Below are 23,649 nucleotides of genomic sequence, written 5' to 3' on the forward strand. Positions count from 1 at the left end.
CGTCAGTCGTCGAACCGGCGACGGGCGGCCTCGATGTGACCGAGGTACTCGTGGGTCCAGCCGCACATGCCGTCCACCGTGGCACGCAGGGCCCGGCCCGGCTCGGTGAGGGTGTATTCGACCCGCGGCGGCACGGTCGGATGCACCTTCCGCGAGAGCAGGCCGTTGCGCTCCAGCATCCGCAGGTTCTGGGTGAGCATCTTGTGGCTGATGCCCTCGACCTCGTCGCGCAACTCACTGAACCGCAGGGTGCGTTCACCGAGGGCCTCAATGATCAAGAACGCCCACTTGTTGGCGACGTCGGCGAAGATCTCCCGGGCGAGGGAGTCCGCGCGCCGCAGGTCCGCGTCCTCGGGCAAGCCCCCGAGCTGCTTGGTCACCATCAGGTTCCCCAGTCACCGAAAAGTGCGTTCTTCCACGTCAGCACAGACTCTCCTACGGTTCCTGAGTAACCACAAGAGAGAAGAGGCGCCGGATGAGCATCACCCTGCTGAACCCTGCCGAGTTGCCGACCGTGGACGTCTACCGGCAGGTGGCGATCGCCTCCGGAACGAAGCTGGTCTTCATCGCCGGGCAGGTCGCCTGGGACGCCGACGGGGCGACGGTCGGCGAAGACGATCTCACCGCCCAGGTCGAACAGTGCTACCTCAACATCGCCAACGCCCTGGCAGCGGCGGGTGGTTCCTTCGACGACGTGGCGAAGCTGAACGTCCACGTGGTGGATTGGACCCCCGACAAGATGCCCCTGCTCTTGGAGGGCATCGCCCGGGCATCCGCAAAGCTGGGAGTCACACCGGTCCCGCCGGCCACGCTGCTGGGCGTGGCCGCGCTCGATGTCCCCGAACACCTGGTCGAGATCGAGGCGATCGCGGTCCTCGACTGAACTACGTCGATGGACGGGGGAGCGTCGCCCACCCCGCGCGCCCCTTTACGACTCGTCGAGCGCCCTCTCCAGACTCAGCCTGCTCTGGCCCGTCCCCGACTGCACGGCCTCGATCCGGCCGCACCGGCCGTCGCCGAAGTCGTAGTAGCCCAGCGTCCAGTAGTCCGTCCACTCCGGCTTGAGGACCTCGAAGTCCATGAAGGTGGCGACGACGGTCTTCCCCTTCTTGCGGAACTCGTCGACGGTCACCTTGGTCGCCCCCAGCGTCATGGCGGCCGTCACGTGTTCCCAGCCCCGGTCGGCGGCGTACTTCAGGGCGTGTTCCCGGTAGTTCATACGCTCCTTCTCCCGTGTGGGAACCATGGTGCCGGGCCGGAGGCGAGCCGGCGTTCACTTTCCCGAAGTCCAGGCGCCGTTGACGCGCGTAGCGGTTGGCCGCACCCTGGGCTCGGGCTGCCGCGGAATCCGTGGTGGTCGTCACTCCGTATTCGACGGTCCGGAGGTCGGAATGCTCAGACGGGTCACACGTTTCCTCGCCTCGCTTGTCATGATCATGTCTGGTGCGGTGGTCGGTGTGGGGGCAACCTCAGGCGCGGCCCACGCCGACGAGTGCTACACCTGGAGCCGCACCCTGTCCGAGGGATCGTCCGGCAGCGACGTGACCCAACTGCAGATCCGGGTTGCCGGCTGGGTGACCTCCGGCGAACGACTCTCCTACGACGGCCAGTACGGCGCCCGTACCGCCGCCGCCGTCAAGAAGTTCCAGTCCGCGTACGGCCTCACCGCGGACGGCGTCGCGGGACCGCAGACCTTCAGCAAGATCTACGCACTCCAGGACCCGGACTGCACCCCGGTCCACTTCAGCTACGCCGAACTCAACAGGTGCAACTCCGACTGGTCCGGCGGCGCGGTCTCCGCGGCCACCGCCAAGGCGAACGCCCTGAAGAGCATGTGGAAACTGGAGGCCATGCGGCACGCCCTCGGCGACGTCCCGATCACCATCTCCAGCGGCTTCCGCTCCTACGCCTGCAACAGCGCCGTAGGCGGCTCCTCCACCAGCCGCCACCTCTACGGCGACGCCGCCGACCTCACCGGCTCCCCGACCCTCTGCCGCCTCGCCCAGCAGGCCCGCACCCACGGCTTCTCGGAAATCCTCGGCCCCGGCTACCCGGGCCACAACGACCACACCCACGTGGCGTTCGACCCGTCGCCGTACTGGTCCGCACCGAACTGCGGGATCTGACCGACGTCGTGGACCGAGTGACAGCCCCCGCCGGTGCGGGGGCTGTTCCGATTGGTCCCTTCACGGGTGTACTTCCGGCGCGTGCCCGGACCGGCTCCGCGCCCGGAACGTGCGGCGATAGGTGTCCGGAGCCACTCCGACCGTGCGGTTGAAGTGGCGGCGCAGCGTTGTCGCGGTGCCCATGCCGGTGGCCGTCGCGACGGCTTCCACGCTGTTGTCGGTGTTCTCCAGCAACTCCTGGGCGCGGCGGATCCGTTGAGTCAGCAGCCACTGGAGGGGAGTGGTGCCGGTCACCGACCTGAAGTGACGGCCGAGGTGGCGTGAGCTCATCCGTGCCTGGCGGGCCAGGTCCTCCACGGTCAGTGGCTGGTCCAGCCGTTCGAGCACCCAGGGCAACAGGCCGGCGAGCGGGTGGTTGCCCGGAGCGGGGACCGGTGTGGTGACGAACTGGGCCTGGCCGCCGTCCCGGTGGGGCGGTACGACGAGGCGGCGGGCGACCGCGTTGGCGACGGACGAGCCACGGTCGAGACGGACCAGGTGCAGACACAGATCCATGGCGGCGGCCTTGCCCGCGGACGTGAGCACGGTGCCGTCGTCCACGTACAGGACGTCCTGGTCCACCTGGACCTGCGGATAGCGCTCGGCCAGAACCTGTGTGTGCGCCCAATGCGTCGTCGCGCGCCGCCCGTCCAGCAGACCGGCGGCGGCCAGCACGAACGCCCCCGTGCACAGGGAGGCCACACGCGCCCCCGCCTCGTGCGCCGCACGCACCGCGTCGATCAGCTCCGCGGGCGGATCCACGTCGACGTCGGCCCACCCCGGGACGATCACGGTGTCGGCGCGCGCGAGCGCGTCCAGGCCGTGATCGGCCTCCAGCAGGAACCGGCCGACCCGCACCGCCCCCGGCCCGCAGACGTCGAGGCGGTACCAGGGTTCGGTCACGCCGGCCGGGGCGGACCCGAACACCTCGTACGCCAAGGACAGTTCGAAATGCAGCATTCCGTCGGTGACGGCCAGCGCAACAGTGTTCACGTCTGGAATTGTACGGGTCATGGCGTTCCGGACACTCGTGCGGGACACCTGCTCCCGGCACGATGTTCAGGACAGACAGCAGCGGATCATTTCGAGTACGGGGGAGAACCCATGGGATCGCGGCAGAGAGTGGCAGTGTTCGGCGCTTACGGGCACACCGGCCGCTTCGTGGTGGCACACCTGCAAGAACGCGGGTTCGTCCCGGTCCTCTCCGGCCGCGACGCCGTCAAGCTGAAAGAGCTGGCGGCCTCCGAACCCACCTGGGACGTCTTCCCGGCGGCCGCCGACGACCCGGCCGCCCTCGACCGTGCACTGTCCGGCGCCGCAGCCGTGATCAACTGCGCCGGTCCCTTCGCCACGACGGCCGCCCCCCTGATCGAGGCGGCCCTGCGCGCCGGGATCCCCTACGTCGACGTCGCGGCCGAGATCGAGGCCAACGCCGACACGTTCACGCACTTCACGGACCGCGCCCGCGCCGCCAAGGCCGTGATCGTCCCCGCGATGGCCTTCTACGGCGGCCTCGGCGACCTTCTGACCACGGCCGCGATGGGCGACTGGACGACGGCCGACGAGGCCCACATCGCCTACGGGCTCAGCAGCTGGCACCCCACCGCCGGGACACGCGCCGCCGGCGCGGTCTCTCACGAGCGGCGCGACGGCCGACGCGTCCGCTTCACGGACGGGCGGCTCCAGTACCACCACGACGACCTGCCGACCTTGGAATGGACCTTCCCCGACCCGATGGGACCGCGGTCCGTCCTCGGCGAGTTCACGATGGCCGACGTCGTCACCGTGCCCAGCCACCTGCCCATCCCCGAGGTCCGCACCTATATGACGGTCGAGGCGGCCAGGGACCTCTCGGCCCCCGACACCCCGGCACCGGTCGCGGCCGACGCACACGGACGGTCCGAACAGACCTTCCTCGTCGACGTCGTCGTACGCTCCGGCGACCGTGAACGACGTGCCGTGGCAAGGGGCCAGGACATCTACGCCGTCACCGCACCCCTCGCCGTGGAAGCCGTCGACCGCATCCTCACCGGACGGACCAGGACGGTCGGCGTCGCCTCCGCCGGCGAGATCTTCGACGCGCCGGACTTCCTGCGGGCACTGTCCCCGCACATCTCCCTGGAGCTGCGGCCGGAGCGCGTGGTGTAGACCGATGACCAGAAACTGGACGAGATCTCCGATCACGCCGTCGTGCAGCACGGATACGCCCCGTACTTGACGGACTAGTCAGGCCCCGCCCGGCACCACCAGCCCCGACTCATAGGCCAGCACCACGAGTTGGGCCCGGTCGCGGGCGTGGAGCTTTGTCATCGCCCGGTTGATGTGGGTCTTGGCGGTGGTCGGGCTGATCACCATGCGGTCGGCGATCTCGTCGTTGGACAGCCCCTGTGCGACCAGGGCGACGGCCTCGCGTTCGCGGTTGGTCAGTTCGGTCAGTCCCGACCCGCTGGCTCCTGAGTTGAGCGGCTGGGCCACGTATCTGTCGATGAGCCTGCGGGTGATGGAGGGCGCGAGGAGGGCGTCTCCGCGGGCGGCGACGCGTACGGCGTGCAGGAAGTCGTCCGGGACGATGTCCTTGACGAGGAAGCCGGCGGCGCCCGCGCGCAGTGCGTCGAAGACGTATTCGTCCAGGCCGTAGTTGGTGAGGATGACGACGTGGACGCCGGCCAGGGCCGGGTCCGCGGCGATGCGGCGGGTCGCCTCGATGCCGTCGACGACGGGCATCTGGATGTCGATGAGCGCGATGTCCGGCAGGTGCTTGCGGACGAGGTCCAGGCCCTCCTGCCCGTCGCCGGCCTCGGCCACCACCTCGATGTCGTCCTCAAGGTCGAGCAGCGCGCGGAACCCGCTGCGCAGGAGTGGCTGGTCGTCGACCAGCAGGACTCGGATCATGATGCCTGTTCCACGGGGAGTTCGGCCTGGACGGTGAAGCCGCCCTCGTCGCGCGGCTCGGCCCGCAGCCGGCCGCCGAGGGCGGTGACGCGTTCGCGCATGCCGAGCAGCCCGACGCCGGGCGTCGGCGGGGCGTCCGGCTCGGCCTTGCCGTCGTCGTCGATGCGGACCGCGAGGGAGTCCGGACGGCAGTCGATGCGCACCGACGCCGTGGCGGCGCCCGCGTGCCGGGCGATGTTGGTGAGTGACTCCTGCACGATCCGGTAGACCGTACGCTCCACCGCGACGGGCACGTCGCGCCGCTGCCCCTCCATCGTCAGCGTGGCGTCCAGGCCTATGCTCCGGGCCTGTTCGACCAGTTCGGGGACGTGGTCGAGCCCGCGCGGCGGCGTCGTGTCGTCGTCGCGCAGCGCCTCCAGAGTGGCACGCAGCTCCCGGGTCGCCTCTCGCCCGGCCGCCTGGATCGCCAGCAGCGCCTCCGGAACCTGCTCGCCCCGTCTGCGGGCCACATGCACGGCGACCTCGGACTGCACCTTGATGATCGAGATCTGATGGGTGAGCGAGTCGTGCAACTCCCGTGCGATCCGCAGCCGTTCGTCGTCGGCCCGGCGTCGCGCGGTCTCCTCCCGGGTGCGCTCGGCCTCGTCCGCCCGCTGCTCGGCCTGCCGCAGCGCCTCACCTGCCGCGCCGGCCGCGATCAGCCAGGCGATCTCCAGGGCGCCCCGGGCGCGCGCGTACGCCTCACCGACGTCGTTGAGCGCGATGAGGGCCGCGAGCGGGAGTACGGCCACCATGACCACGCTCGCCACCAGCGTGACGGTGCGATGTCCCGCCCGTACGGCCGCGTACACCGCGAACAGGAAGGCAACGGCCGGTACGTCGAACCCGGCCGCCTGATAGCCCATCGCGCATGCCCCGGTGACGGCCAGGACGGCAAGCGGCGCCCGGCGGCGCGGCGCCAGCGCGAGGCCGCCGAGTGTCAGCAGGGCGTAGCCGAGCAGGTCGACGTTGGTGGCCGAACGCTCCGCGGACAGCCCCGTGACCAGCAGCGACGCCGCCACCCCGAGGGCGATCGCCCAGTCCGTCACCCCGACCCGTAGCCATGCCATGCACGCACTGTAGCCGGATGCCGTCGCGAGCGAGTCCCGCCTGTGGACGAGCTGTCGACTACCGCGCACGCGGTACTTCCCGGGTGCCTGCGGCGCCCGCGGTAGCGGGGTGCGTCGTCGGCGGCAGCGCGAAGTGTCTCCGTCTGCGGGACGACCGGCGGTGGGTGCGGCGGACATGCTCGGACCACGTTCAAGACACAGGAGGAGACATGTCAGTTGGATCCGTTCTCGCCGCACCGGCCGCCGCCGGCGTGTCCGGCATGACCACCGACCGGCTCGTGGCCACCACGGCCGCTCTGGTGGCGCTGGCCGGCGTGGCCGTCGGCTGGCTGGTGCTGTCCCGCTTTGCGGGCCGTCTCAGCCACGCCAACAGGAAGAAGGGGGCCGGCGTGTCCCTGGTGGCGGGCCTGACCGGCATCGTCGTCGGAACGCTGAACCTGGCCCTCGCCGACGGCGGCCCCGGCACCGGCAACGGCGTGATCGGTGGAGCCCTGGCCGTGATCCTGGGGGTGATCGCCACCGTCCTCGGCCGGCGGGCCCTGGTCCGCTCGCGCAGCACCGGCCGGGCGGCCGACCGGCCCGAGTACGAGCGCGCGTTCGAGTAGGGGAGTGGAGGGGCTCGTGCTCCAAGGGCTCAGCACCCGGCTACGGCGCGCACCCACCTCTGACCCTCGCCACCGAAGTCGACGCAAAGGACGCCGATCCGCGGACCGCTGTTGCGGCGGTCGGCGGTCGGCGGTCGGCGTTGGTGTCGGCGTCGGGGGTCAGGGTCGGTGTCGGCGGTCAGCGGTCGGCCTTCGGTGCGACGGAGGGCATCGCCCACGTCATGCAGTCCCTGTCGGCGAGGACCCGCAGGCACCACCTTCATGGCCTTCCCGCACGCAAGCCGCCTCCGGTCGCACGGCCCGAGGCCGGGGAAGAGGACAGGGGCTGAATCGTGCGGAACTCCGTCTCCAACTGGCGTGACCGCGCCCGCTGTCGCGGGGCGGACCCCGAGCTGTTCTTCCCGCTCAGCGGCACCGGCCCCTCACGCCGGCAGATCGAGGAGGCCAAGGCGGTCTGTCACCGTTGCCCAGTGAGGGGCCGCTGTCTGGCGTGGGCGCTGGAGGCCGGCGAGGAGTCGGGCGTGTGGGGCGGCACCGACGAGGACGAGCGCCGCCGGATGCGGCGCCAGGAACGCCGTGGCCGGGGAGCGGCCCGGAGCTGACGTGGACCGGCCCCGAGCTGACGCGGCCGGTTCAACCCCCGCTGCTCTCCCGCACGATGATCCGATGCCCGGCCACACGGTCCTGCAAGGGGCCCGAATCCGGATCGTCGACGCGTTCCAGCAGCAGGGACACCGCGGCGCGCGCGATCTCCTGCTTGTCCGGGGCGACGGTGGTCAGTGAGGGCACGCTGAAGCGGGACGCCTCGATGTCGTCGAAGCCGACCACGTCGAGGTCGCCGGGTACCGAACGCCCCCGCTCGTGCAGGGCGCGCAGGGCGCCCAGAGCCATGTGGTCGTTGAGGCACAGCAGCGCGTCCGGGGGAGCGGGCCGGTCCATGAGCGTGGCCGCGGCCCGGGCGCCGTCCTGCCAGTGGTACGCCTCCACCGGCACCACCAGGTCGGTGTCGAAGGGCAGCCCGGCCGCTTTGAGGGCCTCGCGGTAGCCGTCGGTGCGCAGCCGGTCGGTGCTCTGGCGGCCGCGCACGGCGCCGCCGATCACGGCGATGCGCCGCCGGCCCCGGGAGAGCAGGTGCTCGGTGGCGTCGCGTGCCGCCCTGGCGTTGTCGATGCCGACGTGGTCGGTGCTGCCCTCGACGGACCGCTCGCCGAGCAGCACGACCGGCAGCCTGCGGTCCCGTGTGGCGAGGTCGCGGGGGAGCAGGGCGAGCGGGCTGAGGATGACGCCGTCGCAGAACTGCGTGTCGAAGCCGTGCAGCGCGGCCAGTTCCCGTTCGCGGACGGCGCCGGTCTGGTGCAGCAGCACGGTGATGCCCCGCCGGTCGGCCTCGGTCATGACGTGCTTGGCCAGTTCGGAGAAGTAGGCGACGTCGAGTTCCGGGACCGCCAGGGTGATCATGCCGGTCCGGCCCTGCCGCAGCTGCCGGCCCGCGATGTTGACCCGGTAGCCGAGCGCGTCGATCGCCTCGCGGACGGCTGCGCGGGTCTGTTCCGAGACATGCTCGAAGTCGTTGATCACGTTGGAGACGGTCTTGGGGGAGACGCCGGCGTACTCCGCCACGTCCTTGATCCTGGGTCTGGCCGCCACGCTGTCCCATCCTTCCGGTTGCCGTGATCGTACCGACCTCCGAGAAATCGGTTTCCGTCGGACCAGTCTCCGCCCAGCCATTTACATCGATGTAAATCCTATGGTGCCATGTGCCTCGCACCGACCGGCACTCTCGATGCAAGGAGCCCCATGCCTGTCCCGCACCTCCCGGACGTCCCCCGTCCCGAACACCCCAGGCCGCAGTTCGTCCGCGCGGCCTGGCTCAACCTCAACGGCGTGTGGCAGTTCGAGATCGACCGTTCGGACACCGGCCTGGAGCGCGGTCTGTCGACGCGCGAACTGGCCGACACGATCGTCGTCCCCTTCTGCCCGGAGTCGGAGCTGTCGGGGATCGGGGAGACGGACTTCCTGGAGGCCGTCTGGTACCGCAGAACGGTCACCGTGCCCGCCGACTGGGCCGGTACCCGGGTGCTGCTGCACTTCGGGGCCGTCGACCACGACACCACCGTCTGGGCCAACGGCAGCGAAGTCGCCCGGCACCGCGGCGGCTTCACGCCCTTCACCGCCGACCTCGGCGAAGTCGCCGCACCCGGCGAGGAGTTGACGATCGTCGTCCGCGCCCGCGACAGCCGCCACGGCGTCCAGGCCCGCGGCAAGCAGGCCACCTGGTACGCCAACTCCCACTGCCACTACACCCGTACGACCGGCATCTGGCAGACCGTCTGGCTGGAGGCGGTCCCGCGCACCGTCGCCCTCAAGCGGCCCCGCATCACCCCCGACCTGGCCTCCGGCTCCTTCTTCCTGGAACTCCCGCTGACCGCCAACGCGCCCGGCCACCGCGTGCGCGCCACGCTCGCCGACGACCAGGGGGAGATCACCGCCGCCGAGGCGCGCGCGGACCTCGACCTGTGCCCCCGGCTCGTCCTTCCCCTGCCCGAGGACCGCCTGCGGGTCTGGTCACCGCAGGACCCGCACCTGTACGACCTGACCCTCGACGTCCTCGACGCCGACGGCGGGGTCGTCGACACCGCACGCTCCTACGCCGGACTGCGCTCCGTCGCCGTCCAGGGCAAGCGACTGCTGCTCAACGGCACACCCCTCTTCCAGCGCCTCGTCCTGGACCAGGGCTACTACCCCGACGGCCTGATGACCGCGCCCAGCGACGCCGACCTGGTCCGTGACATCGAACTGGGCCTGCGCGCCGGCTTCAACGGCGCCCGCCTGCACCAGAAGGTCTTCGAGGAGCGCTACCTCTACCACGCCGACCGGCTCGGCTACCTGGTCTGGGGCGAGTTCGGCGACTGGGGCTGCGAGGTCGGCGTCCGCGACGACAACCAGCGCCCCGACGCCAGTTATGTCAGCCAGTGGCTGGAGGCCCTGGAGCGCGACTACTCGCATCCCTCGATCGTCGGCTGGTGCCCGCTGAACGAGACCTACCAGCCCCTGCACGACCGGATCACCCAACTCGACGACGTCACCCGGGCGATGTTCCTGGCCACCAAGCAGGCCGACCCGACCCGCCCGGTGATCGACGCCTCCGGCTATGCGCACCGGGTGGCGGAGACCGACGTGTACGACTCCCACTGCTACGAGCAGGACCCGGCCGCCTTCGCCAAGGCGATGGGCGGCCTCGCGGAGGACCGGCCGTACGTCAACCGGGGGCCGGACGGGCGGCCGTGGTCGGTGCCGTACCGCGGACAGCCGTACTTCTGCAGCGAGTTCGGCGGCATCTGGTGGGACCCGGAGGCGGCGGCCCGGGCGGCCGGCAACGAGCCGGACAGTTCCTGGGGCTATGGCGAACGGCCGCGCAGCGCCGAGGAGTTCCTGGACCGCTTCGCCGGCCTGACCGGCGTCCTGCTCGACGATCCGGACATGTTCGGCTACTGCTACACCCAGCTCACCGACGTCTTCCAGGAGCGCAACGGCGTCTACCGCTTCGACCGCACCGAGAAGGTCGACACCGCACGGCTGCGGGAGGCCCAGATCCGCCCGGCGGCCTTCGAGGAAGCGCCGTAGCACCACGACCCCGCGCAAGCACTGAACCCTGCCCACAATTTACATCGATGTACAACCGTGGGACGGCGGGAGGAGACATCCCGCCGCCCCGGGGAAGGAGCCCCATGACCGGCCTGCCCGCACCAGTCGGTCGCCCCGGCCCGACCAGGCGCCGACTGCTCACCACCGCGCTCGCCTCGGGGGCTGCGGTCCTCGGCGCCGGCGCGCTCAGTGGCTGCGGTTCCGCGCTCGCCGCCGACGAGTCGACCGTACGCCTGTGGGACCTGTTCAGCGGCGCCGACGGCGGCCTGCTCAACGACATGGTGCGCACCGCCCGCCCCGACATGCCGGGCACGCGGATCGAACGCACCGTCCTTGAATGGGGCACCCCGTACTACACCAAGCTCGCCATGGCCTCCGCCGGCGGCCGGGGCCCGGACGTGGCGGTCGCGCACATGTCCCGCCTGGCCGGCTATGCGCCCACCGGCCTGCTGGACCCGTGGGACCTGGACGCCCTCGCCGAATACGGCGTCGGCCAGGGCGACTTCGCCGACGCGGTGTGGTCGCGCACCCAGTTCGACGGCAAGACGTACGCCATCCCCCTGGACACCCACCCGTTCATCGTCTTCTTCCACCCCGAACCCGCCGCCAAGGCAGGCCTGTTGACCAAGGACGGCGCCCTGGACGCGGAGGCCTTCGACTCGCCCGAGAAATTCCTGGCCGCAGGCCGGGAACTGGCGAAGGCATCCGGCAAGCAGGGCATCGCCTTCGGCTATGTCACCGACACCGCCCAGGGCTGGCGCCTGTTCTACGGCCTGTACCGCCAGACCGGCGGCGTCTTCCGGCTGCCCGAGGGCGGACCGGCCGAGGTCGACGTGGACCGCATGGCCGAAGTGATCGCCTTCATGGCCCGGCTCGTCGACGGCCGGGTCAACCCCCGGCGGCTCGACTACGCGGCGGCCATCGCCGCCTTCGCCAACCGGCAGACGGCGATGATCCTCTCGGGGGAGTGGGAGCTCGGCACGTTCCGCGCCGCGGACGAGAACGTCCAAGCCGCCCCCTTCCCCACGGTGTTCGGCACCCCCGCCGTCTACGCCGACGCGCACGCCTTCGTCCTGCCGCACCACCCCGACCCGGACGCCGAGCGCCGCCGCCGCACCCATCGCGCGGTCGCCGCCCTGCTGAAGGCCGGTCAGATCTGGGCCACCGCCGGGCACATCCCCTCCTACCGGCCCGTGACCCGCACCCAGGAGTACGCGGAACTGCAACCGCAGGCGCGCTATGTGCAGGCGCAGAGCCATGTCGTGCTCGATCCCGCGGCCTGGTTCGCCGGCGCCGGGTCCGACTTCCAGAACGCCATGTCCCAGGTCCTTCAGCAGGCCCTCCTCGACGGCCTCGCCCCCGACCGCGCGGCGCGCGCCATGGTGCGGCGCCTGAACACCTTCCTCTCCAAGCCCAGCCCGGCCTGACCCGGCTGCGAACGATCCGCGCAGGAGGCACAACGATGTCCTCGCCCCGTACCGGAGCCGTGCCGGGGAGCCGGCTGCTGTCACCCGGCCTGCTCTTCGCCCTCCCCTTCCTCACCCTGTTCGCCGTCTTCATGCTCTGGCCCCTCGGCCAGGGACTGTGGATGAGCCTGACCGACACCTCCCTGTCGGCCCACGACCCGTCCTTCATCGGCGTGGACAACTTCACCGAGGCCTTCCGGGACGCGGAGATGTGGCGCGCCCTCGGCCACACCGTGTGGTTCACCGCCCTGTCCACGATCCCGCTCGTCGCGGTCGCGCTCGGTATGGCCCTGCTCGTCCACACCGGCCTGCCCGGCCAATGGGTGTGGCGGCTGGCGTTCTTCGCTCCCTACCTGCTGCCCGTGGGCGTCGTCAGCCTGCTGTGGATCTGGCTGTACCAGCCCGACCTCGGCCTGTACAACCACCTTCTCGACGTGCTCGGTCTGGAGCAGGTGGCCTGGCTCAGCGACGAGTCGGTCGCCATGTGGGCCATCGTGCTGACCACCCTGTGGTGGACCGTCGGCTTCAACTTCCTGCTCTACCTGGCCGCGTTGCAGGCCGTTCCGGACCACCTGTACGAAGCGGCCGCCATCGACGGCGCCGGTGCCTGGCGGCGCCTGTGGTCGATCACCCTGCCCCAGCTCAGCCGCATCACCGTCGTCATCACGGTGCTGCAGATCCTGGCCTCTCTGAAGGTCTTCGACCAGGTGTACCTGCTCACCAAGGGCGGCCCGAACAACTCCACCCGCCCGGTGATCGAGTACGTCTACGACGTCGGCTTCACCGGCTACCGGCTCGGCTACGCCTCGGCGATCAGCTACGTCTTCTTCGCCCTCGTCCTCATCGCCTCCGCCGCCCAGTACGCCGCCCTCCGCCGCCGGGAGAAGTGACATGACCTCCACCGACCTGCCCGTCCGACCCGCCGCGCAAAAGGCCGCCCCGATAAGGGAGTTGGCGGTGCGGCGCCACGCCCCGAGGCGGCGTACGCACCTCACTCTCGGCGAGGGCAGAACCTCCCGGCTGCTCGCCCTGGCCGCCCTCGCCGTGATGGCCCTGGTGTGGCTGCTGCCCATGGCCTGGGCGCTGCTGACCGCCTTCAAGACCGAACAGGACGCGAGCGATCCGCTCAACTGGCTGTGGCCGGAGCACGGGCTGACCCTCGACGGCTTCAGCACCGTCTGGGAACGCGGCGACCTGCCGCTGTGGATGCTCAACAGCTTCCTCATCGCCGCCGCCGTCACCGTGATCACGGTGCTGGTCTCGGCGATGGCCGGATACGCCTTCTCCCGCACCCTCTTCGCCGGGCGGCGGTGGCTGTTCGCGCTGACCGTGGCCGCCGTTCTCGTCCCGCCCCAGCTGCTCATCGTGCCGTGGTTCCAGCAGATGCTCAGCCTGCACCTGCTCGACACCTACGCGGCGGTGATCCTGCCGCAGACCGTGGCACCGGTGATGGTGTTCATCCTGAAGAAGCACTTCGACTCGCTGCCCCACGAGCTGGAGGAGGCCGCCCGCATCGACGGCGCCGGCCACTGGCGGATCTTCTGGTCCGTGCTGCTGCCGCTGTCCCGCCCGATGCTCGCCGCCGTCGCGATCTTCGTGTTCATCGGCGCCTGGAACAACTTCCTGTGGCCGTTCGTGTCGACGTCCGACCCGGCCCTGATGACCCTGCCGGTCGGCATCACCTCCGTGAAGGACGCCTACGGCATCCAGTACGCCCAGTCCATGGCCTCGGCCGTGCTGGCCGCCCTGCCGCTCGTCGTGGTCTTCATGTTCTTCCAGCGCCACATCGTGAAGTCCGTGGCGACGACCGGCCTCGGCGGCCAGTGAGCACCCCTGTCGACCCCATCGATGTGAGGAGTCACGCATGCGCACCCGCCCTCGCAGCACCCTCCTGGCCGTCCTCCTGGCCCTCCTGCTCGGCCTCGCCCTCGTCCCGTCGTCGACCGCCGCACCCGAGAAGAAGGCCGCCGCGGGCACCTTCCGCAACCCGCTCAACCCCGGCCCCGACCCCTACATGACGCACTTCAAGGGCAACTACTACCTCACCACCACCCAGGGCGGCAGCATCCGCATGTGGCGCTCCCCCTCACTGAGCACCCTGCTCACCGCCGAGCCGGTGACCGTCTGGACGGACACCGACCCCTCCCGCAACCGCAACATCTGGGCCCCCGAGTTCTACCGCTTCGGTGACCGCTGGTACCTCTACTACACCGCCGACGACGGCATCGACGATCACCACCGGCTCTACGTCCTTGAGTCCGAGGGCGACGACCCGGCCGGCCCGTACCACTTCAAGGCCAAGCTCACCCCGCCCAACCACGCCGACGACTTCGCCATCGACCCGGCCGTCTTCCAGCACAACGGCCGCCTCTACCTCGCCTACAGCGGCATCAACCAGTACCAGCACAACGGCCTCAACATCGCCCCGATGACCAACCCGTACACCGTCTCCGGCAACGCGGTCGCCCTCGACGCCGCCGGCGGCTGCCCCGAGGTCCGCGAGGGCCCGGAGTTCCTGAACCGCAACGGCCGTACCTGGATGACGTATTCGACCTGCGACACCGGCAAGCCGGACTACCAGGTCTGGATGCTGTCCCTGCCCAACGGCGCCGACCCGCTTCGCCCCTCGGCCTGGACCCAGCACAACGGCCCGCTGTTCTCCCGCGCCGACGACCGCGGCGTCTTCGGCCCCGGCCACCACGCCTTCTTCAAGTCCCCCGACGGCACGGAGGACTGGATGGTCTACCACGCCAAGACGACCTCGACGTACACCTACACCGACCGCACCACCCGCGCCCAGAAGATCAGCTGGAACGCCGACGGCAGCCCCGACCTCGGCCGCCCGCTCGCCCTGGGCGCCACCCAGGACCTGCCCTCCGGCGACCCCGGCTCCGGCACCTACTGGATCAACGACGACGGCCGCTCCAGCGGCGCCGGATCGATCGCCTACACCGGCACCTGGAACTCCGGCACCGGCTGCGCCGGCCAGTGCTTCTGGGGCGACGACCACTGGAGCGACCGCGCCGACAACACGGCCACCTTCACCTTCACCGGAACCCGCATCGCCCTGCTCTCCGTCCGCGACACCGGCAACGGCATCGCCGCGATCAGCGTCGACGGCGGCGCGGAACAACGCGTCGATTTCTACGGCGCGATCCGCACCGGAGAGACCCTCCAGTACGTCAGCCCCAAGCTCCCGCACGGCACGCACACGCTGCGGATCCGCGTGACGGGAGAGCGCAACGCCCAGTCCCAGGCCGCGTTCGTGAGCGTGGACCGGGCCGAGGTGTACACCAACTGACCAGCCGACGAAGGGAGTACGTCATGTCGCACACGCGCCGCCTGGCCGCCGTCGCCCTGGCCTTCTTCTGCCTCGCCGCCACTCCGGCATCCGCGGCAAGCTCCGGCCCCGTCCTCGACCGGGACTTCCCCGACCCGGACCTCGTGAAGGTGGGCGACACCTACCACGCCTACGCCACCAACGCCGACGGCAAGTACGTCCAACACGCCACCTCCACCGACCTGTTGAACTGGACAGTCGCCGACGCGGACGCCCTGCCCGCGGTCGGCGCCTGGGCCAGACCGGACCGTTCCCTGGTCTGGGCTCCCGAAGTGTTCGGCGCCGACGGCGAGTTCATCATGTACTACGTCGCCCGGGACGCGGCGAGCGACAAGCAGTGCATCGGAGTTGCCCGATCCGCCTCACCGAACTCCCCGTTCCGGCCGGTCGGCGACCGCCCCCTGGTCTGCCCGGCCGACCAGGGAGGCGCCATCGACCCCGCGTCGTACACCGAGAACGGCCGCCGCTACCTGCTCTGGAAGAACGACGGCAACTGCTGCGGCCTGGACACCTGGCTGTACCTCCAGGAGGTCAACCGGGCCGGCACCCGCACCACCGGCAACCCGGTACCCCTCGTTCGCCAGGACCGGTCCTGGGAGGGCGCCCTCGTCGAAGCCCCCACACTCGTCAAGCGCGCCGGGCACTATGTGCTGTTCTACTCCGCCGACCACTACGGCGACGACCGCTACAAGACCGGCTACGCCGTCGCCGACCGGCTCACCGGCCCCTACACCAAGGCCGCCGCACCGCTGATGACGACCGACTCCTTCTCCGGCACGGTCCACGGCCCCGGCGGCCAGGACGTCGTCACCGGCTCCGACGGCCGGGACCGGATCGTCTTCCACGGCTGGAACAGCGAGCGCACCCATCGCGCGATGTACGTCGCCGATCTCGGCTGGGCGAACGGCTACCCCGTCGTCAACGGCAGCAAGGTGTTCTACCAGGCGGAGAACGCGGTCGTGCACCACGCCGTGATCCGGGACGCGGCGGGAGCACTGGACGGCAGGGCGGTCGGATACATCGACCACGCCGACAGCTATGTGGAGTTCTCGGTGTTCACCCCGACGCCCGGCTCCCACACCCTGACCGTCCGCTACGGCAACGGCTCCGCGTCGACGTCCTCGCACCTCCTCACCGTCAACGGGACGGCAGCGGGCGAGGTCCGCTACCCGTACACGGGTTGGGACGACTGGCAGCACGCGGCCGTCTCCGTGGACCTGCGGGAGGGCTGGAACACGATCCGACTGGGGAAGGGCGAGCTGTACGCCGAGCTGGACAGCATCGAGGTGGCCTGAGCGGTCCGTTGGCCCCGGCCCGGCACGTCACGGTGCCGGGGCCTTTGCCGCCGCGATGCGAGCCCGGGCCTGCTCGATCTCGTTGATGTGGGTCTCCGTCCACTGCCGGAGGGCGGTGATCGGCTCGGCCAGGCTCCGGCCCAACTCCGTGAGGTCGTACTCGACTTTGGGCGGGATGGTGGGGTGCACGGTGCGGGTGACGAAGCCGTCGGCCTCAAGGCCGCGGAGCGTCTGGGTGAGCATCTTCTGCGACACGCCCTCGATGCGGCGGCTCAGGTCGGTGTAGCGAAGGGTGCCCTCCAGGAGGGCGTCGACGACCAGGATCGTCCACTTGCCGGCGATGTGGTCGAGCACTTGGCGGGTCGGGCACTTCGCGGAGTAGGCGTCGGCCGTCAGTCCGGAGGACTCCACCACAGGCTTCATGCCAGGAGAGTAACGCACAAAATAGTGCCTACTTTCCGTTGGAGCGCCACTCTCCAATAGTGAGTGGCATGACGAACCGCGCACTCTCTGTCGCAGACGCGATCCGAACCCGCCGCACCGTACGCCACTACCGGCCCGAGCCCGTCCCGGCGGCCGCCCTCACCGAACTGCTCGCACTCGCCGTCGAGGCACCCACCAGCTGGAACCTTCAGGACCGGTCCATCGTCGTGGTCGCCGACGACGAGGGCCGCGCCGGACTGACCTGGGCGACCGGCGGCCAACCCCAGCCGCAGGAAGCCCCCGTGGTCCTGGTCTTCGTCGCCGAACCGCAGTCCTGGCGTGAGGACCACAGCGACGTCTACGACCAGGCACGCCGCAACGGCGCCTGGAACGAGGACTTCATCGCCGTGTTCTCGGCCGCCTCGAACGCCTTCCAGGAAGACCTCGACCGGCGCGGTCTGCTGCGGGAGTACGCGGTGAAGGACGCCATGATCGCGGCCTCCTTCCTGATGCTCGCCGCGACGGAGCTGGGCCTTGCCACCTCGCCGATGAACGGCTGGGACGAGGACAAGGTGAAGAAGGTGATCGGGATCGGCGACCGGGACGACCTGGCCATCGCCCTGCTCGTGTCCGTCGGCTACCCGGCGGAGGACCGCCGCCATCCCGGCCGCCGCGCCGTGGAACACAACGTCCACTACGGACGGCACGGCGTGAAGGAGGGCGCCGCACGCCGGAGTCAGCCGCCTGCAACCCCCTACGGCGTGCCCGGCAGCGCCGAAATTCGCTTCGTGCCGTAGGGGGAGCGGCCTACTGTGGCGCGGTGGCGACTCAGGTGATCATTGTCAACGGTGGTTCCAGCTCCGGGAAGTCCGGGATCGTGCGGTGCCTCCAGGCGGTACTGCCGGATCCGTGGCTGGCGTTCGGGTGCGACTCGTTCGTCGACGCCCTGCCCGCGAGGATGCAGGGGTCGGACGGCGGGATCGTGTTCGCCCCGGACGGCGGGGTGAGCGTCGGGGCCGAGTTCGCCGCGCTGGACGCGGCCTGGGCGGAGGGCGTCGCGGCGATGGCCCGCGCGGGCGCCAGGATCGTCATCGACGACGTATTCCTCGGCGGAGCGGCGTCCCAGCAGCGGTGGCGGAAGGCCCTCGGCGGGCTGACCGTGCTGTGGGTCGGCGTTCGCTGTGACAGCGCGGTCGCCGCGGGCCGGGAGACCGCACGAGGGGACCGGGTGCAGGGGATGGCCGCGATGCAGGCGGACGTGGTGCACGAGGGGGTTTCCTACGACCTGGAGGTGGACACGACGCACACGGAGTCCCTGGAGTGCGCGCGCGTCATCGCCGCCCACGTCGGCCGGTGAGTCACACGAGCGAAGCGAGTGAGCATCGGGCCACCGTGCTGCGCCTGTGGCAGCAACACCTGGGCGCGGCCTTCCCGGCCCGACTGCGGGGTGCCGAACTCGACGGCATCGACATGGTGCTGCTCGACGCGACCGTCGCCGGATGCGTCTCCACGTGGCTGAACAACGGCGGCTTCCTGGACGCGGAGCGCCACCGGATCCTGCGCGACTGCGTCCAGGACCTGGAGCGGGTCCGGCCCCTGTGGACTGAGGCCGAGGACATCCGGTACCTCGGGCGCCTGGGACAACTGGCCGTACTGGTGTCGCGTCCCGCAGAGCAGAGGTGAACCGGCGGGCTATACGGGCGACGGACGCAGTCCGTCCACCGTGACCCGCACCAGCCTGCGCACCGCCTCCTCGGACGACAGACCGCCGGCCGCGGCCAGGGCGTGCAGGCAGTAGGAGGCGAGTTCCTCCGGGGTCACGTCGTCGCGCACCTCACCGGCCCGTACGCCCTCGGCGAGCAGGTCGCTGACGAACCCGCGCAGATGCTGCTCGGCGTGGGCGACATGGTCACCGTGGTGCAGCACGGCACCGATCTCCGGGTCGTGGCCGTGGCGGCGCTGCTGAATGAAGGCGTAGGCGACGAGCACCGCCGTCAGCCGTTCGCCGGGGCTGCCGGGCCGCTCCCGGAGCGCGGCCAGCTCCTGGAGATGTCCCGAGATCTGCCCCGCGTGCCAGGCCGTCATGATCGATTCGACGTCCGGGAAGTACTTGTACAGCGTGGCCCGGCCGATCCCGGTCCCCTCGGCGATCCTCGACATCGTCACGCCGCGCAGCCCGTGCTCGGCCACCAGGGCGGCCGTGACCTCCAGAACCGCCTCCCGCACCGCGCGGCGGTGTTCCTCGATCGTCTCGTTCCACAGCTTCGGCACGTCTCCAAGTGTACGAGTCGCTCGCACTCGATACACAATGACTTGACGTAGACACTCTGTATCGATAAATCTGGCGGCATCCCAGGGGGCCGGATCCCCACGCGGCTCCGGCCCATCGCCCGAACAGGGAGGGACGCCATGCCCGTCTCGCGACGGCACCCCGACGACCTCTACGCCACCCCGCCACCGTGGGACATCGGCCGCCCCCAGCCGGTGTTCCTGGCCCTCGCCACATCGGGGGCCCTGCGCGGCCGTGTCCTGGACGCGGGCTGCGGCACCGGCGAGCACACCCTGCTGGCCGCCGGCCTCGGCCTGGACGCCACCGGCATCGACCTCGCCACCCGCGCCCTGGACGCCGCCGAGGCCAAGGCACGGGATCGCGGACGCACGGCGCGCTTCCTGCGCCACGACGCCCGCGAACTGGCCGGCCTCGGCGAGCAGTTCGACACCGTCCTGGACTGCGGCCTCTTCCATGTCTTCGGCGGCGAGGACCGCACGGCCTACGTCGACGGCCTGCGCGCGGTACTGCCGCCCGGCGGGCGCTGCTTCGTCCTGTGCATCAGCGACCGGGAGCAGGGCTCATGGGGCCCGGTGCACGCGGTGACGCGGAACGACATCGACGCGGCGTTCGCCGAGGGCTGGCGGATCGACTCCGTCGAACCGTCCGCCATCGACATCACCGCCGACCCGGGCCACGTCGCGGCCTGGCTCGTCGCCCTGACCCGGATCTGACCCCGCCCACCCGCCATCAGCCGAAAGAACGTCATGCCGATCACCGCCGAAGCCCGCGTCCTAACCGACCGCCCCGGCCGCTATCTCACCCAGCTGTGCAAGCACTTCAGCAACAAGGGCCGCCACCTCGGCCACCGTCCGCGATCCCACAGCGGAGCCGACCACAGGACGCCAGGCCTGGACCCGGAACAGATCCACGTCGAGTGGTCCGACACCCACGGCGTCCTGCGCCTGCCCTGGGGCACATGCGCGATGGACGCCGAGCCCGGCGCGCTGGTGCTGCGTGTCGAGGCCGACGACGAGGAGGGCCTGCGCCGCCTCCAGGAGCTCCTCGCGGCGCACATCGGCCGCTTCGGCCGGCGCGAGGAGCTACGGGTGGACTGGCAGGGGTCCGGGACAGCCACACCCGAGCCGGAAAGGCCCGCACCGCCGTCCTCGTCGCGACGCAGGCGCCTCGCCTGGGTGGGCACCGCGGCCCTCGTGGCCGTCGTCGTCGCCGTACACCTGGGCCTGGCGGGCGCGCTGCTCTCCGCGCCGCGCTGGACGGGCTGGGCCGCGGTGGGTGTCGTGGCCGCGGTCGCCCTGAAGGTGATGGCACTGACGGCCTGGGGCCGGCACCTGCACCGCCGCAACCGACGGCAGGCCTGACAGTCGCGTGCTGTCAGGTGCGGGACACCCGGCAGGAGCAGTCCGGCGACCGTGTTCCGGCCGAGCCGGTCTGACTGAGATGCGTGGCCAGGGCCTGGAGCAGCGCCGCGGCCGCCACACGTGTCAGGGGATGGCCCGCGCCCCTGCGGAGCAGGGAAATCGGCTGGTTCGTCATCGTCGTATCCCTTCGTCGGTCAACCGGTCCTCCATAGGCGTCCGCCGCCTCCGGAGAGACGGCGGACGCCCTGGCGAGTGTGCGCGACAGCAGCCCATCCCTAGACGCCCACCTCCTCCTGCGCCTGCTGCCGGGGCTGCTCGGCCGCGACGGACTTCTCGGTGCGCATGACGAGGAGGGTGACGATCCCGCCGATGGCGGCGAGGGCCGCGGCGCCGAGGAAGGCCGCGCCGAACCCGTCCGTCAGTGCGGGCAGGTTGCCCAGCTCGTCCGCGCCCTGGGAGGTGGCCAGTGCGCTGAGGGCCGCGAGGCCGAGCGCGGAGCCCACCTGGTAGGTGGTGTTGACGATGCCCGAGGCCAGCCCGGCCTGCTCCTGGGGGGCGCCGGACATGGCGGCCATCATTGCCGGGATGTACGCCAGCGACATACCGAGCGCGGCGACCAGCGAGGCCGGCAGCACGTCGACGACGAAGGTGCCGGTCGGCTCCACGGCCGACAGCCACACCAGCCCGAGCGCGAGGACCAGCAGCCCGCCGCCGATCAGCGGCTTGGCGCCGAAGCGGCCCAGCAGACGGGCGGTGATCGCGGTCATGAAGACCATCAGCAGCCCGGTCATCGGCAGCAGCGCGGCGCCGGACGCGAACGCCCCGTAGCCCAGGACCTGCTGGAGGTAGAGGTTGAGGAAGTACCACATCGGGATCCACGCGGCGCCCAGCAGTGCCATCGCCAGGTTGGCCGAGCCCAGGCGCGGAACCCGCCAGATGCCGAGCGGCATGAGCGGCTCGCGCACGGTCTTCTGGAGCACGAGGAACAGCGTCAACAGGGCGGCCGCTCCGGCGAGTTCGAGGACGGTCTGCGTGGAACCCCAGCCCACTTCCGGGGCCCGTACGACGGCGAAGACGGTCAGGGCGAGACCCGCGGTGACCGTCACGGCACCGAGCAGGTCGACGGCCCCGCGCCGGGGCGGCACCGCCGGGAGCAGACCGGTGGCCGCGAGCGTGGCGGCGCCGATCGGGAGGTAGATGATGAACACCCAGGGCCAGCTGAGCCATTCGGTGAAGACGCCGCCCAGGAAGACGCCGGCGGTTCCGCCCGCGGGTGCGGCGGCACCGTAGAGCGCCATCGCCTTGCCGAGCTCCTTGGGGTCGTGCGAGAACAGGATCATCAGCAGGGTCATCGCGGACGGTGCGATGAGTGCGCCGCCGACACCCTGGACGGCTCGGCCGGCGACCTCCACCCACGCGGTCTGGGCGGCCGCGGCGACCACCGAACCGGCGATGAGCACGCTCCAGCCGGCGATGAACACCCGGCGCGCGCCGAGCAGGTCGGACAGGCGCCCGCCGAGCAGCAGGAGCCCGCCGAAGGCGATGACGTAGGCGTTGAAGACCCACTGCAGGTCACCTTGCGAGAAGCCGAGGTCTCTCTGCATCTCGGGAAGGGCGACGCCGATGATCGAGGTGTCCATGATGACCATGAACTGGGCCGCGGCGAGGACCACCAGGGCCCACCAGCGGCGTGGATTGACGGTTGACATGGCTGACCTCTCTGAAATGCACTGACGAGGTACCCCTGGGGGGTATCTCTCCGACGGCATTCAGATATACCCCCCTCGGGTACCTGGGGGCAAGAGGTTCGGTGATCGAAATCGATACCTGAGGGGGGTATTTGAGGAGCCGCTCACGTCCGAGGTGACCCGGCGTCAGGCATCGAGGCGCTCCGTATAGGCCTCGGTCGGCGGGTACGGGCTGGGGCTCGTCATGCCCGACGACCAGAAGCCCGTGGTGCCGGGGATGGGTGTCACGTCGTTGAGGTACGGCGCCGGCGCCGCGCCGGCCGGACCGCGTACGAGCGTCCAGGTGTCGCCTTCGCGGTGCAGATACGTACTGCGGGTCTGGTCCTGGTAGTTCCAGCCCGAGATCCACTCGGCGCGGCCCTGCGTGTTGCCCGCGATCCCGCTCAACGAGCCGAGCGTGAAGCCCGCTTCCACCCGCGTCCAGGCCGTGCCGTCCCAGTGGGCCAGCACCGGGTTGCCGGGACGGCCCACGGGCCCGCCGACACCGAACTCGGTGCCCACCGCCCATACGTCGTCCGGACCGGCCGCGTGCACGTCGCCGATGCCCAGACGCAGGCCCCCGATTGCGGGCAGGACCGTCCACTGCCCGTCCCAGCGGGCCACCAGCCCGAACCAGCCTGCGCCGTTGGACTGGTCGCCGCTCACCCACACCTCGCCCGGTGAACGCAGTTCGACCCGGTACAGGTTCGCGCTCGTCACCGGCAGCGGGTCCAGCCACTGCCAGCGCCGCCCGTCCCCGTGCAGCAGCCGCACGGCGCCGCCTCGGCTGCCGCAGATCCACACCTGCCGGTCGGGCCCGACCGCCACCGAGGTCAGCCGCACGTCCGGGTCACCCCGGCCCGGGAACTGCGCCTCGCGCCAGGTGGTGCCGTCCCAGCGCAGCAACTGGCTGCCGGTTCCGGCGGGTTGGCCCACACACCACGCCGCGGCGGCGCAGACACCGGAGATGCCCGTCAGCCGCGAGTGGTTGAGATGCGACAGGTCGACCTTCTTCCAGCCCGTGCCGTCCCACACCATGCCCAACGCCCGTGCCCCAGACGGCCCGCCGAGATCCTCCTCGCCGACGGCCCACGCCAGTCGGGGCCCGGCCGCTGCGATACGGCGTAACTGCGCGGCCGGAATGCTGCCGGGCGCCGGCACGGCCTGCCAGCCTTGCATCCGGGGCGTCGGCACCTCGGCCCGGGCCGTACCCGGACCGAGCGCGATCCCCGCGACCGAGCCGATCGCGCCCGCCACAAATCGCCTTCGTCTCACTGTTGGATCCCTCCACGCGGATGGGCGAACAGGAGGGACCACGGTGCGGCAGCCAC

27 protein-coding genes are annotated in these 23,649 nt (G+C 70.9%); 16 read left to right on the forward strand and 11 right to left on the reverse strand.

What is annotated here, in order from left to right; genetic code table 11:
• Window positions 1–2 precede the first annotated feature (2 nt).
• Complete coding sequence (locus AB0Q90_RS24555; RefSeq protein ID WP_363161510.1) at window positions 3–383, reverse strand: helix-turn-helix domain-containing protein; 381 nt, start codon at window positions 381–383, stop codon at window positions 3–5.
• Between the two features lie 92 nt (window positions 384–475).
• Here AB0Q90_RS24555 and AB0Q90_RS24560 point away from each other — a divergent pair, with 92 nt between their 5' ends.
• Window positions 476–883 carry a RidA family protein gene (locus AB0Q90_RS24560; RefSeq protein WP_363161511.1) on the forward strand — a complete coding sequence of 136 codons (408 nt, stop codon included), beginning with the start codon at window positions 476–478 and terminating at the stop codon, window positions 881–883.
• A 45-nt stretch (window positions 884–928) separates the two neighbouring features.
• Here AB0Q90_RS24560 and AB0Q90_RS24565 read toward each other — a convergent pair whose 3' ends face one another.
• Entirely contained in the window at window positions 929–1,219 is a 291-nt protein-coding gene (locus tag AB0Q90_RS24565; protein ID WP_363161512.1) for a hypothetical protein, read from the reverse strand.
• Between the two features lie 172 nt (window positions 1,220–1,391).
• On the opposite strand from AB0Q90_RS24565, the gene AB0Q90_RS24570 reads away from it, so the two are divergent.
• Window positions 1,392–2,126 (forward strand): D-Ala-D-Ala carboxypeptidase family metallohydrolase, encoded by a 735-nt coding sequence (locus tag AB0Q90_RS24570; protein WP_363161513.1) that lies wholly within the window; start codon window positions 1,392–1,394, stop codon window positions 2,124–2,126.
• Window positions 2,127–2,186: 60 nt separating this feature from the next.
• Here AB0Q90_RS24570 and AB0Q90_RS24575 read toward each other — a convergent pair whose 3' ends face one another.
• The gene (locus AB0Q90_RS24575; RefSeq protein WP_363161514.1) at window positions 2,187–3,158 is read right to left on the reverse strand and encodes a helix-turn-helix domain-containing protein; all 972 of its coding nucleotides are present in this window, start codon (window positions 3,156–3,158) and stop codon (window positions 2,187–2,189) included.
• A gap of 111 nt (window positions 3,159–3,269) precedes the next feature.
• Between AB0Q90_RS24575 and AB0Q90_RS24580 the strand changes: the two genes are divergently transcribed.
• Window positions 3,270–4,313: a saccharopine dehydrogenase NADP-binding domain-containing protein gene (locus AB0Q90_RS24580; RefSeq protein ID WP_363161515.1), complete on the forward strand. Its 1,044-nt coding sequence runs from the start codon at window positions 3,270–3,272 to the stop codon at window positions 4,311–4,313.
• A 78-nt stretch (window positions 4,314–4,391) separates the two neighbouring features.
• On the opposite strand, the gene AB0Q90_RS24585 is transcribed toward AB0Q90_RS24580, so the two are convergent.
• Together AB0Q90_RS24585 and AB0Q90_RS24590 are read right to left on the reverse strand one after the other, a co-directional pair.
• Entirely contained in the window at window positions 4,392–5,057 is a 666-nt protein-coding gene (locus tag AB0Q90_RS24585; protein WP_363161516.1) for a response regulator transcription factor, read from the reverse strand.
• Window positions 5,054–6,166, reverse strand: coding sequence for a sensor histidine kinase (locus tag AB0Q90_RS24590; RefSeq protein ID WP_363161517.1), 1,113 nt, complete (start codon window positions 6,164–6,166; stop codon window positions 5,054–5,056). The genes AB0Q90_RS24585 and AB0Q90_RS24590 overlap by 4 nt, the downstream gene beginning before the upstream one ends.
• A gap of 209 nt (window positions 6,167–6,375) precedes the next feature.
• Here AB0Q90_RS24590 and AB0Q90_RS24595 point away from each other — a divergent pair, with 209 nt between their 5' ends.
• Entirely contained in the window at window positions 6,376–6,771 is a 396-nt protein-coding gene (locus tag AB0Q90_RS24595; RefSeq protein ID WP_363161518.1) for a DUF6223 family protein, read from the forward strand.
• Window positions 6,772–7,103: 332 nt separating this feature from the next.
• A complete protein-coding gene (locus tag AB0Q90_RS24600) occupies window positions 7,104–7,373 on the forward strand; it encodes a WhiB family transcriptional regulator (RefSeq protein ID WP_363161519.1) in 270 nt (89 codons plus the stop codon).
• Window positions 7,374–7,404: 31 nt separating this feature from the next.
• Here the strand turns inward: AB0Q90_RS24600 and AB0Q90_RS24605 are convergent, their stop codons facing one another.
• Window positions 7,405–8,418, reverse strand: coding sequence for a LacI family DNA-binding transcriptional regulator (locus AB0Q90_RS24605; protein ID WP_363161521.1), 1,014 nt, complete (start codon window positions 8,416–8,418; stop codon window positions 7,405–7,407).
• A 150-nt stretch (window positions 8,419–8,568) separates the two neighbouring features.
• Here AB0Q90_RS24605 and AB0Q90_RS24610 point away from each other — a divergent pair, with 150 nt between their 5' ends.
• From AB0Q90_RS24610 to AB0Q90_RS24635, 6 genes are all read left to right on the forward strand, one after another.
• Complete coding sequence (locus AB0Q90_RS24610) at window positions 8,569–10,395, forward strand: sugar-binding domain-containing protein (RefSeq protein ID WP_363161522.1); 1,827 nt, start codon at window positions 8,569–8,571, stop codon at window positions 10,393–10,395.
• Between the two features lie 104 nt (window positions 10,396–10,499).
• A complete protein-coding gene (locus AB0Q90_RS24615; protein WP_363161523.1) occupies window positions 10,500–11,843 on the forward strand; it encodes an extracellular solute-binding protein in 1,344 nt (447 codons plus the stop codon).
• Between the two features lie 35 nt (window positions 11,844–11,878).
• A complete protein-coding gene (locus AB0Q90_RS24620; RefSeq protein ID WP_363161525.1) occupies window positions 11,879–12,772 on the forward strand; it encodes a sugar ABC transporter permease in 894 nt (297 codons plus the stop codon).
• 1 nt (window position 12,773) lies between these two features.
• Complete coding sequence (locus AB0Q90_RS24625) at window positions 12,774–13,709, forward strand: carbohydrate ABC transporter permease (RefSeq protein WP_363161526.1); 936 nt, start codon at window positions 12,774–12,776, stop codon at window positions 13,707–13,709.
• Window positions 13,710–13,746: 37 nt separating this feature from the next.
• A complete protein-coding gene (locus AB0Q90_RS24630) occupies window positions 13,747–15,183 on the forward strand; it encodes a glycoside hydrolase family 43 protein (RefSeq protein ID WP_363161527.1) in 1,437 nt (478 codons plus the stop codon).
• Between the two features lie 23 nt (window positions 15,184–15,206).
• Window positions 15,207–16,517 (forward strand): family 43 glycosylhydrolase, encoded by a 1,311-nt coding sequence (locus AB0Q90_RS24635; RefSeq protein ID WP_363161528.1) that lies wholly within the window; start codon window positions 15,207–15,209, stop codon window positions 16,515–16,517.
• 27 nt (window positions 16,518–16,544) lie between these two features.
• On the opposite strand, the gene AB0Q90_RS24640 is transcribed toward AB0Q90_RS24635, so the two are convergent.
• Window positions 16,545–16,940 (reverse strand): helix-turn-helix domain-containing protein, encoded by a 396-nt coding sequence (locus tag AB0Q90_RS24640; RefSeq protein WP_363161529.1) that lies wholly within the window; start codon window positions 16,938–16,940, stop codon window positions 16,545–16,547.
• 68 nt (window positions 16,941–17,008) lie between these two features.
• Here AB0Q90_RS24640 and AB0Q90_RS24645 point away from each other — a divergent pair, with 68 nt between their 5' ends.
• From AB0Q90_RS24645 to AB0Q90_RS24655, 3 genes are read left to right on the forward strand one after another with little or no spacing between them, the layout of a single operon-like run.
• A complete protein-coding gene (locus AB0Q90_RS24645) occupies window positions 17,009–17,737 on the forward strand; it encodes a nitroreductase family protein (RefSeq protein ID WP_363161530.1) in 729 nt (242 codons plus the stop codon).
• 23 nt (window positions 17,738–17,760) lie between these two features.
• On the forward strand, window positions 17,761–18,297 hold the full coding sequence (cpt, locus tag AB0Q90_RS24650) for a chloramphenicol phosphotransferase CPT (RefSeq protein WP_363161531.1): 537 nt from the start codon (window positions 17,761–17,763) through the stop codon (window positions 18,295–18,297).
• Window positions 18,294–18,623, forward strand: a complete 330-nt coding sequence (locus AB0Q90_RS24655; protein ID WP_363161532.1) for a hypothetical protein — start codon at window positions 18,294–18,296, stop codon at window positions 18,621–18,623. The genes cpt and AB0Q90_RS24655 overlap by 4 nt, the downstream gene beginning before the upstream one ends.
• Before the next feature lie 9 nt (window positions 18,624–18,632).
• Here the strand turns inward: AB0Q90_RS24655 and AB0Q90_RS24660 are convergent, their stop codons facing one another.
• The gene (locus tag AB0Q90_RS24660; protein ID WP_363161533.1) at window positions 18,633–19,211 is read right to left on the reverse strand and encodes a TetR/AcrR family transcriptional regulator; all 579 of its coding nucleotides are present in this window, start codon (window positions 19,209–19,211) and stop codon (window positions 18,633–18,635) included.
• A gap of 138 nt (window positions 19,212–19,349) precedes the next feature.
• On the opposite strand from AB0Q90_RS24660, the gene AB0Q90_RS24665 reads away from it, so the two are divergent.
• Both AB0Q90_RS24665 and AB0Q90_RS24670 read left to right on the forward strand, forming a co-directional pair.
• Window positions 19,350–19,943, forward strand: a complete 594-nt coding sequence (locus AB0Q90_RS24665; protein ID WP_363161534.1) for a class I SAM-dependent methyltransferase — start codon at window positions 19,350–19,352, stop codon at window positions 19,941–19,943.
• A 33-nt stretch (window positions 19,944–19,976) separates the two neighbouring features.
• Entirely contained in the window at window positions 19,977–20,591 is a 615-nt protein-coding gene (locus AB0Q90_RS24670; RefSeq protein ID WP_363161535.1) for a DUF2218 domain-containing protein, read from the forward strand.
• 13 nt (window positions 20,592–20,604) lie between these two features.
• Here AB0Q90_RS24670 and AB0Q90_RS24675 read toward each other — a convergent pair whose 3' ends face one another.
• From AB0Q90_RS24675 to AB0Q90_RS24685, 3 genes are all read right to left on the reverse strand, one after another.
• Entirely contained in the window at window positions 20,605–20,766 is a 162-nt protein-coding gene (locus tag AB0Q90_RS24675; protein WP_363161536.1) for a hypothetical protein, read from the reverse strand.
• A 100-nt stretch (window positions 20,767–20,866) separates the two neighbouring features.
• A complete protein-coding gene (locus AB0Q90_RS24680; RefSeq protein WP_363161537.1) occupies window positions 20,867–22,300 on the reverse strand; it encodes an MFS transporter in 1,434 nt (477 codons plus the stop codon).
• A 165-nt stretch (window positions 22,301–22,465) separates the two neighbouring features.
• Window positions 22,466–23,593 (reverse strand): hypothetical protein, encoded by a 1,128-nt coding sequence (locus tag AB0Q90_RS24685; RefSeq protein WP_363161538.1) that lies wholly within the window; start codon window positions 23,591–23,593, stop codon window positions 22,466–22,468.
• Between the last annotated feature and the right edge of the window lie 56 nt (window positions 23,594–23,649).

The sequence above is a fragment of the Streptomyces sp. NPDC079141 genome (genome assembly GCF_040686775.1).
Classification (GTDB): domain Bacteria; phylum Actinomycetota; class Actinomycetes; order Streptomycetales; family Streptomycetaceae; genus Streptomyces.

Bases quoted from the DNA above. Each gene is read 5' to 3' on its own strand.
- AB0Q90_RS24555 (WP_363161510.1), bottom strand. From the start codon at position 383: ATGGTGACCAAGCAGCTCGGGGGCTTGCCCGAGGACGCGGACCTGCGG.
- AB0Q90_RS24560 (WP_363161511.1), top strand. From the start codon at position 476: ATGAGCATCACCCTGCTGAACCCTGCCGAGTTGCCGACCGTGGACGTC.
- AB0Q90_RS24565 (WP_363161512.1), bottom strand. From the start codon at position 1,219: ATGAACTACCGGGAACACGCCCTGAAGTACGCCGCCGACCGGGGCTGG.
- AB0Q90_RS24570 (WP_363161513.1), top strand. From the start codon at position 1,392: ATGCTCAGACGGGTCACACGTTTCCTCGCCTCGCTTGTCATGATCATG.
- AB0Q90_RS24580 (WP_363161515.1), top strand. From the start codon at position 3,270: ATGGGATCGCGGCAGAGAGTGGCAGTGTTCGGCGCTTACGGGCACACC.
- AB0Q90_RS24585 (WP_363161516.1), bottom strand. From the start codon at position 5,057: ATGATCCGAGTCCTGCTGGTCGACGACCAGCCACTCCTGCGCAGCGGG.
- AB0Q90_RS24590 (WP_363161517.1), bottom strand. From the start codon at position 6,166: ATGGCATGGCTACGGGTCGGGGTGACGGACTGGGCGATCGCCCTCGGG.
- AB0Q90_RS24595 (WP_363161518.1), top strand. From the start codon at position 6,376: ATGTCAGTTGGATCCGTTCTCGCCGCACCGGCCGCCGCCGGCGTGTCC.
- AB0Q90_RS24610 (WP_363161522.1), top strand. From the start codon at position 8,569: ATGCCTGTCCCGCACCTCCCGGACGTCCCCCGTCCCGAACACCCCAGG.
- AB0Q90_RS24615 (WP_363161523.1), top strand. From the start codon at position 10,500: ATGACCGGCCTGCCCGCACCAGTCGGTCGCCCCGGCCCGACCAGGCGC.
- AB0Q90_RS24620 (WP_363161525.1), top strand. From the start codon at position 11,879: ATGTCCTCGCCCCGTACCGGAGCCGTGCCGGGGAGCCGGCTGCTGTCA.
- AB0Q90_RS24625 (WP_363161526.1), top strand. From the start codon at position 12,774: ATGACCTCCACCGACCTGCCCGTCCGACCCGCCGCGCAAAAGGCCGCC.
- AB0Q90_RS24630 (WP_363161527.1), top strand. From the start codon at position 13,747: ATGCGCACCCGCCCTCGCAGCACCCTCCTGGCCGTCCTCCTGGCCCTC.
- AB0Q90_RS24635 (WP_363161528.1), top strand. From the start codon at position 15,207: ATGTCGCACACGCGCCGCCTGGCCGCCGTCGCCCTGGCCTTCTTCTGC.
- AB0Q90_RS24640 (WP_363161529.1), bottom strand. From the start codon at position 16,940: ATGAAGCCTGTGGTGGAGTCCTCCGGACTGACGGCCGACGCCTACTCC.
- AB0Q90_RS24645 (WP_363161530.1), top strand. From the start codon at position 17,009: ATGACGAACCGCGCACTCTCTGTCGCAGACGCGATCCGAACCCGCCGC.
- AB0Q90_RS24665 (WP_363161534.1), top strand. From the start codon at position 19,350: ATGCCCGTCTCGCGACGGCACCCCGACGACCTCTACGCCACCCCGCCA.
- AB0Q90_RS24670 (WP_363161535.1), top strand. From the start codon at position 19,977: ATGCCGATCACCGCCGAAGCCCGCGTCCTAACCGACCGCCCCGGCCGC.
- AB0Q90_RS24675 (WP_363161536.1), bottom strand. From the start codon at position 20,766: ATGACGAACCAGCCGATTTCCCTGCTCCGCAGGGGCGCGGGCCATCCC.
- AB0Q90_RS24680 (WP_363161537.1), bottom strand. From the start codon at position 22,300: ATGTCAACCGTCAATCCACGCCGCTGGTGGGCCCTGGTGGTCCTCGCC.